Origin of the sequence: Aquabacterium sp. (genome assembly GCF_036279655.1) — a bacterium.
Lineage (GTDB): Bacteria > Pseudomonadota > Gammaproteobacteria > Burkholderiales > Burkholderiaceae_C > Aquabacterium.
The window spans coordinates 1-14,779 of record NZ_DASUIT010000160.1 but is presented as its reverse complement, the minus strand read 5'-3'; the positions used below and the strand labels follow the sequence as shown (position 1 = coordinate 14,779).

The following is a 14,779-nucleotide window of genomic DNA, read 5'->3' as shown; positions in this document are numbered from 1 at the left end:
TTCAGGCCTGCTCGCCGTCGTGTGCCAGTTGGCCTGCCACCAGGGTGGTCCGCACCCGGCCCGGCAGCTCGAAGCCGGTGCAGTCATAGGCAAACGGTGTGTGCTTGCCCTGGCTGACCAGGGCGGCAGGCTCGACCCGCCAACTGACCTGAGGATCGAACACGCAGACGTCGGCCACCCCCCCCTGCACCAGGCGACCGGCGCTGGAAGACAGCGAGCCAATGGCCTCGCCCAGCACCTTGACGGGCCCCTGGGTGACGGTTGCCAGGGCATGACGCAGGCCCTGAGCATCGAGCGAGGCGGCGGTACCCGCCTGCAGACCCGCGGCCTTGAGCGCCAGGCTCAGGAGCAACTCCACCCCCGTGGCACCCGGGGTGGCCTCGCCGAAGGGCAGCAGCTTTTCGTCTTCGCTGACGGGGGTGTGGTCAGACACCAGGGCATCCAGGGTACCATCGCGCAGCGCCGCCTGCAGGGCGTCGCGGTCACGGCCCTGGCGCAGCGGCGGCACCACGCGCATGGCGGAGTTGAAGTAACCGATGTCGACGTCGGTGAGCATCAGGGAGTTGATGCTCACATCGGCCGTGATGGCCAGGCCCTGCGCCTTGGCCTGACGGACGATGTCCACCCCGGCCGCGCTGGACAGGCGGCACAGATGCACGCGAGCACCGGTGGCCCGGGCCAGCTCGACGATGGTGTGCAAGGCAATGGTCTCGGCCGAGACGGGCACCCCCGACAGGCCCAGTCGCGTGGCCACTGCACCGCTGGCGGCGATGCCCTTGCCCAACCAGGCATCCTGCGGGCGCAACCAGACGGTGTAGCCAAAGGTGGAGGCGTATTGCATGGCGCGTTGCAGCACCTGGGTGTCACGCACGGGCACTTCGGCCTGCGAATAACCCACGCAGCCGGCTTCGTGCAGCTCGGCCATCTCGGTCAGGGTCTCGCCCTTGAGGCCCCGCGTGAGTGCCCCCAGGGGGAAGAGTCGGCAGCGGCTGAGCTTGCGGGCGCGCAGCTTGAGCATCTCAACAAGCCCGGGCTCATCGAGCGTCGGGTCGGTGTCGGGCAAGCAGACCACGCTGGTGACACCACCCGCCGCTGCGGCCGCCAGTTCGGACTCGAGCATGCCTTCGTGTTCGTGCCCCGGCTCGCGCAGGCGCACCGCCAGATCGACCAGGCCAGGCGCCACGATGCAGCCCGAGGCGTCGATGGTGCGGTCTGGCGTGAAATCGGTGTTGACCTGCCCGATGGAGACGATGCGGCCGGTGGCGATCGCCAGATCCCCCACCACATCCAGGCCGCTGGCCGGATCCACCACACGGCCGTTCTTGATCAGGATCTTCATGCGTCGTTCCCCGCGATGATGGACATCACCGCCATGCGCACGGCGATACCGAAAGTCACTTGCGGCAGGATGACGCTCTGCGCGCCATCGGCCACGCTGGAGTCGATCTCGACCCCGCGGTTGATGGGGCCCGGGTGCATGACGATGGCGTCAGGCTTGGCCAGGGCCAGCTTGGCAGGCGTCAGGCCGAACTCCTTGAAGAACTCACCGGAGCTGGGCAGCATGCCGCCGGCCATGCGCTCGTTCTGCAGGCGCAGCATGATGATGACATCGGCGTCCTTGATGCCCTCTTCCATGCTGTGGCAGACACGCACGCCCATCTCGCGCAGATCGCCGGGCACCAGGGTGCGGGGGCCCACCACACGCACTTCGGGCACGCCCAGGGTGGTCAGCGCGTGGATGTTGGAGCGGGCCACGCGCGAGTGGACGATGTCGCCCACGATGGCCACCGTCAGGTTGGTGAAATCCTTCTTGTAGTGCCGGATCGTGTACATGTCCAGCAGCGCCTGCGTGGGGTGCGCGTGGCGGCCGTCACCGGCATTGACCACGTGCACATGCGGCGCGCAGTGCTGGGCGATCAGGTAGGGCGCCCCGGACTCGCTGTGACGCACGACGAACATGTCGGCATGCATGGCGCTGAGGTTGGCGATGGTGTCCAGCAGGCTCTCGCCCTTGGAGGCCGATGAGCGTGCGATGTCCAGATTGATCACGTCGGCGCTCAGGCGCTTGGCCGCGATCTCGAAGGTCGTGCGCGTGCGGGTGCTGTTCTCGAAGAACAGATTGAACACGCTCTTGCCGCGCAGCAGCGGGATCTTCTTGACCTCGCGGTCATTGACGCTCACGAAGGTGGCGGCCGTGTCCAGGATCTGCAGCACCACGTCGCGAGGCAGGCCCTCGGTGGTCAGCAGGTGGATCAGCTCGCCGTGCTTGTTGAGCTGGGGGTTGCGTCGTTGCATCAAACCCTCTCGAAATGGAATGTGAGCTGGCCCTGCTCATCGCGGCCCAGCGCCACGCGCTGGTCGGCCGGCAGGATGATGCGGGCGGCGGAAAATACGGGCTCGATCGGCAGCTCGCGGCCGCCACGATCGACCAGCACCACCAGGGTGACGCTGGCGGGCCGGCCATAGTCGAACAGCTCGTTGATGACAGCCCGCGTGGTGCGGCCCGTGTAGAGCACATCGTCGATCAGCAGGATGTGGCGACCTTCGATCTCGAAAGGCAGTTGCGTGGCGTCGCGTGAGACAGCCATGCCTCGGCGACTGAAGTCGTCACGGTGCAGCGCGGACGAGATGCAGCCATGGGGCTCTGTCCGGCCCAGGTCGCGACTCAGGCGCTCGGCCAGCCAGGCGCCTCCCGACCAGACGCCCACCAGGGCCATGTCGGGGGTGGCGATCTTCTGCACGCCCTTGAGCAGGACGGCGTACAACTGCTCGGCATCGAGCTGCAATGAGGCGTGAGCTTGACTCATCAGGCATCGCCCTCCAGGGGCGGAGTAGAAGAAGGAGTTTCGTTGAAGAACTGTTGCAGGATGATGGCAGCCGCGGCCGAATCCAGGTCATCGGGGTCATCGCGCTCGGCCTCGACGCTGGAGTAGCGCTCGTCCACCTCGTGCACCTTCAGGTGGAAGCGACCCTGCAACTGGCGCGCGAAACGGCGTGCACGCAGGGTGACCTCGTGCTCGGCGCCATCGGGATGAAAGGGCACCCCCACCACCAGGGCATCGGGGCGCCACTCGTCGACCAGCTTCTTGATCTGCACAAAGCGTGCATCCCCTTCGGCGGCAATGGTGCGCAAGGGAGAGGCCTGGCGCAGCAGACTGTTGCCACAGGCCACGCCCACGCGCTTGAGACCGAAATCAAAGGCCAGATAGGTCTGGGTCATGCGTGCCCAGCCTCGGACGACAGGAAGCTGCGATCAATGCCCAGCAGGGACAGCGCTCGGTCATAGCGGTCGGCCACCGGTGTGTCGAAAATGATGCTGCGGTCGGCGTCCACGGTCAGCCAGCCATTGCGGGCGATCTCGTCTTCGAGCTGGCCAGCGCCCCAGCCCGAGTAGCCCAGACTGATGAACACCTTACGGGGGCCGGCGCCATTGGCCATGGCCTCAAGCACATCGCGCGAGGTGGTCATCTCCAGGCCGCCCGGGATCTTGAGCGTGGAGTTGTAGTGCCCGCCCTCCTCGTCGAGCTGCTCGTGCAGCACGAAGCCACGCTCGGTCTGCACGGGGCCGCCCAGATAGACGGGGGTGGACAGGAGGTCGTCACGATCGAGCGTCAGCTCGACCTTCTCGAACAACTGTTTGACATCGATCTCGATGGGGTGATTGATGATCAATCCGAGGGCCCCCTGTTGGGTATGCTCGCACAGGTACACCACCGCGCCTGCAAAATTGCCATCGGTCATGCCGGGCATGGCAATGAGGAACTGATTGGTGAGGTTGATCTGGGGCGTATCGGACATAGACGCCAATTTTAGTCGCCAGGGGCGCTCTCGTGCACCCCGGCCCAAGGAAAGACATGATGGAACAGCTTGATGCGGCCCTGGTGTGGTTCCGGCGTGACCTGCGGCACACCGATCACGCTGCGCTCTACCATGCGCTCAGAGGTGCTCGCAAGGTGTGGTGCGCCTTCGTGCTGGACAGCGACATCCTGGAGCCCCTGCCCCGCCAGGACCGGCGCGTGGCTTTCATCCTGGCCAGCCTACAGGAGCTCGATGCGGGCCTGGCCGGCCTGCGCGAAGGCAGTGGCCTCATCGTGCGGCATGGTCGTGCGGTGGACGAGATCCCTCGCCTGGCGCGCGAACTGCACGTGCAGGCCGTCTACGCCAACCACGACGACGAGCCTGCCGCCCTGGCCCGGGATGCCAGCGTACGCGGGCGCTTGAGCGATCTGGGGGTGGCGCTTTTCACCTCCAAGGACTGCGTGGTCTTCGAGCGCAACGAAGTGCTCACTGGCAACGACACCCCCTATGGTGTGTTCACCCCCTACAAGAACGCCTGGCTCAAGAAGATCGACCCTTTTTACCTCAAGGCCTATCCGGTGGCTCGCCATGCCACCCACCTGGCCCCTTTGCCCGACACCCTGACCACGCCCTGGCCCCACCGGGTGCCTGCCCTGGGCGACATCGGCTTCGAGCCGGTCGACGACCTCAAGGTGGCCGCCGGCATGAGTGGCGCCGAAGCGCTGCTGGAGGACTTCCTGCACCGCATCGATCGCTATGACGAGACGCGGGACTTCCCCAGCGTCAAGGGCCCCAGCTACCTGTCGACCCACCTGCGCTTTGGCACCATCAGCATCCGCCACCTGGCATCGCTGGCCTGGGAGCGCAGCCAGGCAGGCTCCAGAGGGGCGCTGATCTGGCTCTCCGAGCTGATCTGGCGCGATTTCTACCACCAGATTCTGTGGCACCACCCCCATGTGGTCGGCCACGCCTACAAGCGCGAGTACGATCGCATCAAATGGGCCCATGGCGCCAAGGCCGAGGCCCAGTTCCAGGCCTGGTGCGAGGGGCGCACGGGCTATCCGCTGGTGGATGCGGCCATGCGTCAGCTCAACCAGACGGGCTATATGCACAACCGCCTGCGCATGGTCACCGCCAGTTTCCTGGTCAAGGACTTGGGGATCGACTGGCGCCGAGGCGAGGCCTATTTCGCCGAGAAACTGCTGGACTTCGATCTGGCGGCCAACAACGGCGGCTGGCAGTGGGCAGCGTCCACCGGTTGTGATGCCCAGCCCTATTTCCGCATCTTCAACCCGGTCAGCCAGAGCGAGAAGTTCGACCCTGAGGGGCGCTTCATCCGCCGCTACGTGCCCGAACTTGCCAGCCTGCCCGATCGTGCGATCCACGCCCCCTGGCTGGCCCGACCCACGGACCTCGCCGCCACCGATGACTGGGTGCTCGGGCGCGATTACCCCAAACCCATCGTGCAACACGACGAGGCCCGACAGATCACCTTGGAGCGCTACGCGGTCGTCAAGGGCGCCAAGGCCTAGAACAGCTCGACGTCACCCTCATGCGTGGCATCGTGGATCAGGCCCTGGGCGATCAGCGAGGCATGGCTGAGCACACGGTTGCGGCCCTGGCGCTTGGCCTCGTACACCGCTTCATCTGCCCGAGAAAAGGCCGAACTGGGCGCATCAGCCCGGAGCACGGCCGTCACGCCGGTGCTGATGGTGACCTGCCCCACCTGCGGAAAGTGGTAGCCCTCCATGGCGCGGCGAAAGCGCTCGAAGGCCAGCAAGGCACCGGACTCTTGCGGGCAACGCACCATGACCACGAACTCCTCGCCCCCAAAGCGGAACAGACGGTCGTAATGCCGGAAAGTCTGCTGCATCAGGCGGGCCACGAGCACCAGCACCTCGTCTCCGATGAGGTGACCGAAGCGGTCATTGACCTGCTTGAAGTGATCGATGTCGATGACCCCCAGCCACCAGACATCCCCCAGATCCTTGCGTCGCTCCTCGTGGTCCTCGGGCCGATCCATGCGCTGCGGCGGCAAGGAGGCGGCCAGAAAGGCCCGCTCGAAACTCTGGCGATTGAGCAAAGCGGTCAGAGGGTCGCGCTGGCTGGTGTCGAGCAGGCGCTGGTAGTTGTTGAGCACCATCAGCAGCAACTGCAGATCCCGCACTCGCTCCATGGACAGGGGCTCCCGGGTCTGCAGCTCGACCACACCTGGCTCGGAGCGATCACGTGAAAGCGGAAGGACCGTGAGCCAGCCATCGGTGCTCATCGGGGGCATGGTGACCTGCAGGACCAACTGGTCGTTCAGTGCGTCGGCTCGCAGAGGGTGATCGTCCATGGCGGGCAGATCCTCTGGCTTGATCCAGGCCGGATCGGCGGTCGGCGCGCCCTGCCCCTCGATCAGCTCGGCGGCACGCCACCATCGAAACACCTCGCGCTTGTCCTTGACCAGCCGGTAGATGCCCACGGCCTGTGCATCCACCAGGTCCGCCAGCACCTGGGTCAAGGCCAGGTCCATCTGGTCGCGATCACGCAGGGCGGTCAAGCCGACCAGGTGATCCATCGCACTGAGAAGCAAACAACGCCTCCGTCCATCAAGGGGCCGGTGTCACACCCGGGGTGGCACCGACCGTCCCCGACGCCATCAGGTGCCTTCGTTTTGAAGCTGCGCGGCCTGATGGGTGTACAGCGACACCAGGCTCAGCAACTCTTCTTCACTATAAGGCTTGCCAAGGTAGTGATTGACGCCCAGCTCGGCGGCATATTCACGGTGCTTCTGCGCAATCCGAGAGGTGATCATCACGATGGGGATGTCGCGCCAGCGCGCATCGCCACGCAGATTGCGCACCAGGTCGAAGCCATCCATGCGTGGCATCTCGATGTCCGAGAGCACCACCAGGGGGATTTCTTCTTCCATCTTCTCGAGCGCATCCAGACCATCCTTGGCCAGGGTCACCCGATAGCCTTCCCGCGTGAGCAAGCGCTGGGTCACACGACGCACGGTGAGCGAATCATCGACCACCAGCACCAGCGGCGCGGTGGGCTTGTCGGCCGCCGTCGGCACTGGCACCGTCTGCTCGTCGGCCGGCAGGTGGGCTGCCCGACGGGCCCAGCTTTGCGCCTCCTGGCCATACACCGTGGCCAGGGCCACCGGGTTGTAGATCAGGGAGATGGCACCCGAAGCCAGCAAGGTCATGCCTGCCAGACCCGGCACGCGCGCCAGTTGCGGCCCCAGGTTCTTGACGACCACGTCCTGATTGCCCAGCACTTCGTCGACGTGCAGGGCCACGCGCTGCTGCGCCGAGCGCACGATCACCACCGGCAAGGAACGGCCCTCGACCGAACCGCGCGGGCTGTGCTGCAGCAAAGCGCCAAACCAGAAGAAGGGCAGCGTCAGATCGGCAAAAGGCACCGTGCCCGCGGTATAGGCCTGCAGCACTTCTTCGGGACGCGCGCGACGCACCAGCTCGACCAGATTGGTCGGGATGGAGGCCACCAGATCCCCGCAGCGCACCATCACCACCTTGGTCACGGCGGTGGTCAGCGGCAGCACCAGCTTGAAACTGGTGCCCTGACCGGCCGCCGTGGCGGTCTCGATGCGACCGCCCATGGCGTTGACATCGGAGCGGACCACGTCCATGCCGATGCCACGCCCGGCCAGCTCGGTCACCGACTCGGCGGTCGAGAAGCCCGGCGTGAAGATCATCTGTGAGAGCTCGGCGTCCGTCGGCTCGGCATCGGCTGCCAGCAGCCCCAGGGCTTGCGCCTTGGCTCGGATGCGCGCGAGGTTCAGACCTGCGCCATCGTCGCGGAACTCGATGCTGACCTCGTTGCCTTCATGCTGCACGGCAATGATGATGGCCCCCATCGTGTCCTTGCCCGCGGCCTGACGGTCTGCCGGTGCTTCGATGCCATGGGTCACGCAGTTGCGCAGCACATGCTCGAAGGCGCCGGTCATCCGGTCCAGCACCCCACGGTCCACCTCGGTGTGGCCGCCGACGATGTCCAGGCGCACCTGCTTGCCGGTCTCCTTGGCGGCCTGCCGCACCACACGGTAGAGTCGATCGGACAGGCCCTCGAACTCCACCATGCGGGTGCGCAGCAGGTCGTCCTGCAGGTCACGCGTCAGTCGGGACTGCGCCGCCAGTTGGTCTTCGGCCGATTCGAGGTTGCGCACCATGCCGCGCTGCACGGTGGCCACGTCGTTGACCGACTCGGCCATCATGCGGGTGAGCTCCTGCAGACGCGTGTAGCGGTCAAACTCCAGCGGATCGAATTCCTGCTGGGCGGCGCGAGCCGCTTCCATGCGGGTGCTCAACTGGGTCTCGGCCTGCAGCTCGATGCTGCGCAGATGCTGGCGCAGACGCTCCAGGTTGTCGCTCAGTTCGCTGACCGAGCCCCGCATCTGCTGCATCTGCGAGGCCAGGCGCGTGCGGGTGATGCTCACCTCGCCCGCATGGTTGACCAGACGGTCGAGCAAGCGAGGGCGCACACGCACCGCCGCAATACCGGCACCTGAACTGCCATCGCCCGCGCCCACGGCCTGACCGGGGCGGAAATCTCCCCGCACCACGGACCAGTCGATGGCCAAGCTGGGGGCCGCAGCGATCTCGGCTGCGGCGGCGATGTCCGTCAAGGACAAGGCGCTGACGTCCTCGGGCAACTCAGCCAGATCATCTGCGCCTTCTGCGGGCAGCACCAGCGGCTCGGCGTCCTGAGCCGCCACAGTGGCCACCTGGGCCGCCTGCGTGTCGCGATCGCGACGCTGCAGCGCTTCGAACACTTCCTGCAGGATGTCGGCGCGCGTTTGCAGCGGCTCAACATCGGCCAGCGAGATCTCGTCCTGTGCGGACAAGCGCTCGATCGCCGTTTCCATACGGTGGGCCAGTTCGCCCAGGCGCATGGCGCCAGCCAGACGTGCCCCCCCCTTGAAGGTGTGCAGGGTGCGCATGCACGACACCGCCAGATCACGGCGGGCAGGCTCGGCCACCCACTCGCGCATGTCGGTCGACAACTGGGGCAAAAGCTCCTGCGCCTCTTCCTCGAAAATCGGGAACAGGTCGGCATCGATGGCATCCTGGGCATCGATGTCGGCATCCTCGCCCAGATCGACTTCGTTGGCGCCCGACTTCAGGGACACACGCGGCAGATCCGACAGGGGCTCGAAAGGACGCAGCTCGGGCAGACCCAGGGGCATGGGGCGCGAGGCCACATCGTCCTCGTCGCTGCTGGGCACGGCCAGGTCTTCGGGTGCAGGCTCGATCACCTCCACCACCTCGGGCGCGTCCAGCTGGACCTCGTCAGAGGGTGCCACTTCGGGCGGCACGTCGTCAGGCTGATCCTCGTCGGCGCGCACCAGACGCAGGTGAGCCCGCGTGCCCGTGTCATGACCCAGGCTGCGAGCCTCCAGTCGCTGTGCAGCTTCGCGCTCGAAATCTTCGAGGCGGGCCATCAGGTCCTCATGCGGTGTTTTCAGGAACCCGGCGGCAAACTGATGCAGCAGGCGACGCACTTCTTCCGCGGCATCGTTGAACAAGACCGCCGTGTCTTCGTCGCCCTGTCCCAATGACTGGGACTTCATCAAGGCATGCTCCAGCAGGCGCGACAGGCGCGACAGGTCCGTGTATCCGACCGTGCCCGAATTGCCCGCCAGAGAATGGGCCAAGGCCACGGCATCCTCGCCCACCGGGCGATGCCACTCCAAAGACCACTCTGCCAGCAGTTGGCTCAAACGACGCGACTGCTCATCGGCCTCATTGAGATAGATGTTGAACAGGGGGATGCTGATGCGCAGCGATCCGATCACCTTGACCTGCTCGTCGCTGGACTCATCACTGGGCTCATCGGACGCCACGGGCGGCTCAACCGCCTCAACCGTTTCAATCACCTCGCCCACCTCGACCATCTCCGGCATCTCGATGATCTCGACGCCCTCGGGCTCTGGTTCGGAAGGGGCATCGTCAGGCGTGACGTCGGGCACAGGCGGCAGCTCGGGCGCTTGTGGCTCGGACAGCGTCGGCAGCGGTGCCTCGGAGAGCGAGCTCAGATCAACGGTTCCCAGGTCCTCGGGCGCCGGCTCGATGACCAGTTCGGTGAACTCGGCCAGATCGGGAGGTTGCGTGTCCGAGAAATCCGGCGGCTGTGTATCGAAGAACCCGGAGGGCTGGGTATCCGAGAAACCCGATGGATGCGTGTCGGAGAACTCCAGGCGCGGCAGCAACTCATCGTCCGCCAGGGGCTCGCCACCGGAGAGGTCCAGCACGATGTGCTCCAGCGTTCCGGGCGCAGGCTCGGACACCACCGGGGCAGACAAGGGCTGCTCGTGAACGGGCTCTTCAATCAGTGACAGAGGCTCCGTCACAGCCTGATCCACCACCACCTCTGGGGTCGGCTCGCCAGGCTCGCCAAACACCATCACATCGGGCGCGGCCACCGCGATGCGGCGACCGTCCAGGCGCAGGGCATCGGCGGCAGCGATCAGGGCCTGCGGTGTGCGCGCCTGATCGGCCTTGGCCACGATGTCGTCCACCCACAAGGCCAGATGATCCAGCGCCTCATGCGTGAACCCCTGCAGATCCGCGCTGGCAGGCGCTTGCGTCGCCAGCCAGGCGTTGTAGAGCTGCTCGCAGGCCCAGGCCCCTTCGCCAAAGTCCTTGAGCCCCACCATGCGCGAACTGCCCTTGAGGGTGTGGAAAGCACGGCGCAAGGTGGTCAGCAAACCCACATCATCCGGGTGCGACTGCAGCGAGGCCAGCGCTTCGCGGGCCTCGGAGAGCACTTCCATGGCCTCTTCGATGAAGATGCCGCGCATCTCATCGTCTTCTTCCAGGCCGGTGCTGGCCGGTGCGGGGGTCTGCGTCGGCTGCAGCAGTTCATGCGAGACCGCCAGCGGCTTGGCCTCAGGCGTCAAGTCCAGCCCGATGGGTTCGGACACGGACTGCACAAAATCGTTCAGGGCGGCGACCACCTGATCGCGGGCCTGCTCCTGAGACGCGTCATCGGGCTGGGCCGCCGCACGCTCCACGGCCGCCTGCGCATCGGCCACCTTCGCTGCCAGATCGGGTTGCTCCAGCACCAGCGGTGTTTCCGCCAGATGCTGCAATTCTTCACTGAGCGAGGCCAGCGGCAGGTCGTCCTGCGTGACGGACTCCACCAGCGTCTCCACGACCTCCTGGGTGCGAACTCGCTCGACCTGCTCGGCCGGTCGGGCCATCAGTTCGACAGGATCCACGTCCGGGGCCGCCACGGCGGCACGTCCCATGATGGGCGACAGCACGCCCGAGGCATCGTCAAAGACGAACAGGCTCTTGGCCAGCGAGGGCTGAACCGCCAGCATGTCCACCAGGAAGCCCAGGGCACTGAGGTTGGAGGCCAGGCGATCGTGCACACCCGCTTGTGCAGCCTGCGCCAGATCGGCGTCGGGCAGCAGCAGCGACTCGACGTCCCCGCGCATGCGGGCCACGGCCAGCGCCGCGGCATCGAGCCCCAGCACGGCCAGCACACCCTTCATGGACTGCAGGCGCGAGGGCACCTCCACCAGCGGTGCGGCCTGCGCATGATCGCGGAAGAACAGATCGATGTGCTTTTCGCACTCGCCCAGCGTGGTGCGCAGTTCCTGCACCACGCTGCCGATGGTCTGACGATCGGACACCTTGCGGTAAAGCGCCTCCATCCAGCCTTCCAGCGGCTCGGGCTCCTGCCCGGAACGCACCGCCTGGATACGCTGCGCCAGACGCTGCACGCGCTCACGCTCTTGCGGGTGTTCAAACTCGCTTTCGTCCAGCGAGGCTTCCAGGTACAACAGACCCGTGGCCACTTCCATGGCCAGCGCCGCGCTGGGTGCCTGGCCGGACTGCACCGTGGCCGCCACCGTGTCGCTCAGCGCCGTGGCCAGCACCTCTCCATCCGGGTAGAGCCGGCGCAAGGAATCCCCCACCAGCGAGAACTGCTCATTGAGGCCCCCCAGGCGCAGCACCTCGCCGGCCGCCACCGCGGACCAGCCATCCTTGGCCGCGGCCACCCGCTTGACGGCCTGCGCCACCCAGGCCGGATCGAACCGGCCCAGCGAGGGGTTGACCAGATCCACAGGCTGATGCGAGGACAGGCGGAAGGCCTGACGCAGGCGATCGAGCATGCTGGCCTCGGACGGCACGGCATCGAGCTCGCCAGCCTGCGCGCAGAAGAACAACAACTCATGGGCCAGGCGCTCGGAGGGCAGCCCCTGCCCACGTGCCAGGGTACGCAACTGGCTCAGCAGCGAGGACAGAACCCGCTTGACGTGCACACCCAGATTCAGACGCCCCTCGGCCACGCCCTGCAGGAAGCCGCAGGCGAGCAACCAGGTGGCCGATTCGCGATGCGCCTGACGGGAAGTCGCGTCGGCCGACAGGTCGGCGCACAGGTCCACCAAGGGCTGCGCGTCGACGGGTTGATGGCTGCGCAGGAGCTTGAGCAACGAAGTTTCGAACGCCGCCACCGCAGCCTTGTCGACCGCCCTGGGCTGGGCGCCCGGGGGCGGTGCCATGGGCACTTCCAGCGACACTGCGGGCCACTCCTGCACCCACAGATCGGAAGGGCGTGCCAGCTCGACGCCGGCCAGGCCCATCAGGGCTTCGTACTGAGGGAACAGCGCCAGCACGGACACCTGCTTGCCCGCCAGACGGCGACGCATCAGGTCCAGCAGCGCGAAGGAGGCGGACTCGACGGCCCGGACACCTTCTTCATTGATGGACTGCGGACGTGCGACAAAACGCTGCACCACGGCCTCGCTGGCGCGCAGGAGCATGGCACCGGCAGGCAGGCCCGCGAGTTCCAGGGCCCCCACGCCCTGGTGGATGCTCTGACGGGCCGTGCGCAGCAGGGCCGGATCGATCGCATCCACATCCGAAAAGCCCGAAGCGCCAGCCTCCTTGAGGCAGCGATAAAGGGCCTTGTGGGCTGAATCCAGCGTCTTGCGAACTTCCTCGTAGACCCACGCCAGCGCGCTGAGGTCGTCCGACATGGGTGAGGCTTGCATGCTGTCCATCAATGTGTTTACGCGATCTTGAATCGAGCCACCGACTGCTGCAGTTCGTCAGCGGTCTTGGACAACTCACGCACCAGTTGTGCGGTCGAGCGGGTACCGTCACCGGTCTGCTCGGTCACCGCAAAAATGTGCTGGATGTTGGACACCACCACATTGGCCTGCTCGGCTTCACGCGATGCTTGCGACGAGATCTCCTGAATCAGCTCGGCCAGTCGACGCGACACACGGTCAATGTCGTTCAGGGCGGTACCGGCGGCGTCCGACAGACGGGCCCCTTCCACCACCTTCTGCGTGGAGCGCTCCATGGCGCCCACCGCATCCTGGGTATCGGTCTGAATGGTGCGCACCAGCGCGGCAATCTGACGGGTCGCATCGGCCGAGCGTTCAGCCAGACGCTGCACTTCTTCGGCCACCACCGAGAAGCCGCGACCGGCTTCACCGGCGGATGCGGCCTGGATGGCGGCGTTCAAGGCCAGCACGTTGGTCTGCTCGGTGATGTCCGAGATCAGTTCGGTGATTTCACCGATCTCCTGCGAGGATTCACCCAGTCGCTTGATGCGCTTGGAGGTTTCCTGGATCTGCTCGCGGATGGTGTTCATACCGCCGATGGCGTCCTGCACGGCCTTCAGGCCCGAGTCAGCGGCGTCCAGCGATTGACGGGCCACCTCGGCGGAGTGCTGGGCCTGTGCCGACACTTCGTTGATTCGACCCGCCATGTTCAGCACGGATTCGCCGGTTTCGCGGATCTCGCGCAGTTGTTCGTCGGAGGCAGCCAGCAGTTCGGTCGAGGTGGCTTCCACCTGACCGGTGGTGTCCGTCACCCGCGACACCGTGCCCTGCACCTGCGCCACCAGGGTGCGCAGCTCTTCCACCGTGAAGTTCACCGAGTCGGCGATGGCGCCCGTGATGTCCTCGGTCACCGTGGCTTGTTGTGTCAGGTCACCTTCAGCCACCATCTGCAGCTCGTTCATCAGACGCAGAATGGCGGCCTGGTTGGCGTCATTGACGCGCTTGGCTTCACGCTCCTGGCGTTCGGCTTCCTGGCGCTGGAATTCAGCGACCTGGGCGCGATGACGCTGCTCGGTCAGATAGACACGCAGCAGGCCGTAACCGGCGGCGCCGGCCAATGCCAGGAAGGCCAGCAGCAACGCCACGTTGATACCGCCAATGCCGGCGCCTTCGGACAGTTGGCGCTGCACCTGCTCCAGGCCCTTGCGCAGCGGTTCGCTGTCGTCGACGATGCTCACCTGGGCATCCCGTGCGGCCACCAGGCCCTGCAGGGTGCTCAGAATGTAGGTGGACTGGGTGCGCATCTGCTCGAACAGTTTGAGCAGCGCGTCAAGCTGCTCACGCACCTCGGGATCCTTGGTACCGGGCAGGCCCAGCTCCTTGTTGCCGTTGGCCAGACCTTCGGCCAGTTCCTTGAAGGCGTTCAAGTCCTTGCCCAGCAGGAACACGGCCTCGGTGGACACACCTTCCACGGTCAGGAACTCGTTGGCAGACTTGCCGATACGCTGGGTCAGCATCACCAACTGGTTCAGCGAGGTCAGCTCGGTGTTGGTGACCCCACCCTTTTCGATCTTGGTGGTGGCAATGCCTTCGGCCAGATCCAGCAGATCAGAGGAGTGGCTGTTCACCTCGCGCAGCGACTGGCTCACCTTGGTCAGGATGTCCTTTTGCTTGAGCACGAAGCCGGCGTTCTTCTCGGCACGATCCACCAGGGGCAGCAGGGGTTTGAGCACATCCTGCGCACCACCGGGCACCTGGGAGATGCCGGCAGCAGAGTCCCCTTGCACCAGGCCGCGCACGTTGGTGGCCAGCACCTTGGACGATTCGGCCACTTCCTGGAAGGCCTGGGTACGACCCACCAGGGCCTGAGACACCGACTTGGCCAGACGCTGCGACTGCATCAGGGCCTGACCCGTGGCACCCGCCTGCGTGGCACGGCGGTCCGCG

Annotated in this window: 9 protein-coding genes; 1 reads left to right on the top strand and 8 read right to left on the bottom strand. The window is 66.1% G+C overall.

Annotated elements, in window-relative coordinates; genetic code table 11:
- Position 1: 1 nt before the first annotated feature.
- Genes VFW84_RS16995 through VFW84_RS16975 form a run of 5 tightly spaced genes read right to left on the bottom strand, consistent with a single transcriptional unit; the run spans position 2 to position 3,798 of the window.
- The gene (locus VFW84_RS16995) at positions 2-1,339 is read right to left on the bottom strand and encodes a dihydroorotase (protein ID WP_329681660.1); all 1,338 of its coding nucleotides are present in this window, start codon (positions 1,337-1,339) and stop codon (positions 2-4) included.
- Entirely contained in the window at positions 1,336-2,298 is a 963-nt protein-coding gene (locus VFW84_RS16990; RefSeq protein ID WP_329681659.1) for an aspartate carbamoyltransferase catalytic subunit, read from the bottom strand. The genes VFW84_RS16995 and VFW84_RS16990 overlap by 4 nt, the downstream gene beginning before the upstream one ends.
- Positions 2,295-2,807: a bifunctional pyr operon transcriptional regulator/uracil phosphoribosyltransferase PyrR gene (gene pyrR, locus VFW84_RS16985; protein WP_329681658.1), complete on the bottom strand. Its 513-nt coding sequence runs from the start codon at positions 2,805-2,807 to the stop codon at positions 2,295-2,297. Before pyrR ends, VFW84_RS16990 begins: the two co-directional genes overlap by 4 nt.
- On the bottom strand, positions 2,807-3,220 hold the full coding sequence (ruvX, locus tag VFW84_RS16980) for a Holliday junction resolvase RuvX (RefSeq protein ID WP_329681657.1): 414 nt from the start codon (positions 3,218-3,220) through the stop codon (positions 2,807-2,809). The genes pyrR and ruvX overlap by 1 nt, the downstream gene beginning before the upstream one ends.
- Positions 3,217-3,798, bottom strand: a complete 582-nt coding sequence (locus tag VFW84_RS16975) for a YqgE/AlgH family protein (RefSeq protein ID WP_329681656.1) — start codon at positions 3,796-3,798, stop codon at positions 3,217-3,219. The genes ruvX and VFW84_RS16975 overlap by 4 nt, the downstream gene beginning before the upstream one ends.
- A 56-nt stretch (positions 3,799-3,854) precedes the next feature.
- Here VFW84_RS16975 and VFW84_RS16970 point away from each other — a divergent pair, with 56 nt between their 5' ends.
- On the top strand, positions 3,855-5,330 hold the full coding sequence (locus tag VFW84_RS16970; RefSeq protein ID WP_329681655.1) for a deoxyribodipyrimidine photo-lyase: 1,476 nt from the start codon (positions 3,855-3,857) through the stop codon (positions 5,328-5,330).
- Here the strand turns inward: VFW84_RS16970 and VFW84_RS16965 are convergent.
- The 3 genes from VFW84_RS16965 to VFW84_RS16955 all read right to left on the bottom strand — a co-directional run.
- Complete coding sequence (locus tag VFW84_RS16965; protein ID WP_329681654.1) at positions 5,327-6,376, bottom strand: GGDEF domain-containing protein; 1,050 nt, start codon at positions 6,374-6,376, stop codon at positions 5,327-5,329. The genes VFW84_RS16970 and VFW84_RS16965 overlap by 4 nt on opposite strands.
- Positions 6,377-6,442: 66 nt before the next feature.
- Positions 6,443-12,814, bottom strand: a complete 6,372-nt coding sequence (locus VFW84_RS16960) for an Hpt domain-containing protein (protein WP_329681653.1) — start codon at positions 12,812-12,814, stop codon at positions 6,443-6,445.
- Positions 12,815-12,831: 17 nt separating this feature from the next.
- Positions 12,832-14,779 (bottom strand): methyl-accepting chemotaxis protein (locus VFW84_RS16955; protein ID WP_329681652.1); only part of this gene is annotated, 1,948 nt, incomplete at its 5' end.

Bases quoted from the DNA above. Each gene is read 5' to 3' on its own strand.
- VFW84_RS16995 (WP_329681660.1), bottom strand. From the start codon at position 1,339: ATGAAGATCCTGATCAAGAACGGCCGTGTGGTGGATCCGGCCAGCGGC.
- pyrR (WP_329681658.1), bottom strand. From the start codon at position 2,807: ATGAGTCAAGCTCACGCCTCATTGCAGCTCGATGCCGAGCAGTTGTAC.
- ruvX (WP_329681657.1), bottom strand. From the start codon at position 3,220: ATGACCCAGACCTATCTGGCCTTTGATTTCGGTCTCAAGCGCGTGGGC.
- VFW84_RS16975 (WP_329681656.1), bottom strand. From the start codon at position 3,798: ATGTCCGATACGCCCCAGATCAACCTCACCAATCAGTTCCTCATTGCC.
- VFW84_RS16970 (WP_329681655.1), top strand. From the start codon at position 3,855: ATGATGGAACAGCTTGATGCGGCCCTGGTGTGGTTCCGGCGTGACCTG.
- VFW84_RS16960 (WP_329681653.1), bottom strand. From the start codon at position 12,814: ATGCAAGCCTCACCCATGTCGGACGACCTCAGCGCGCTGGCGTGGGTC.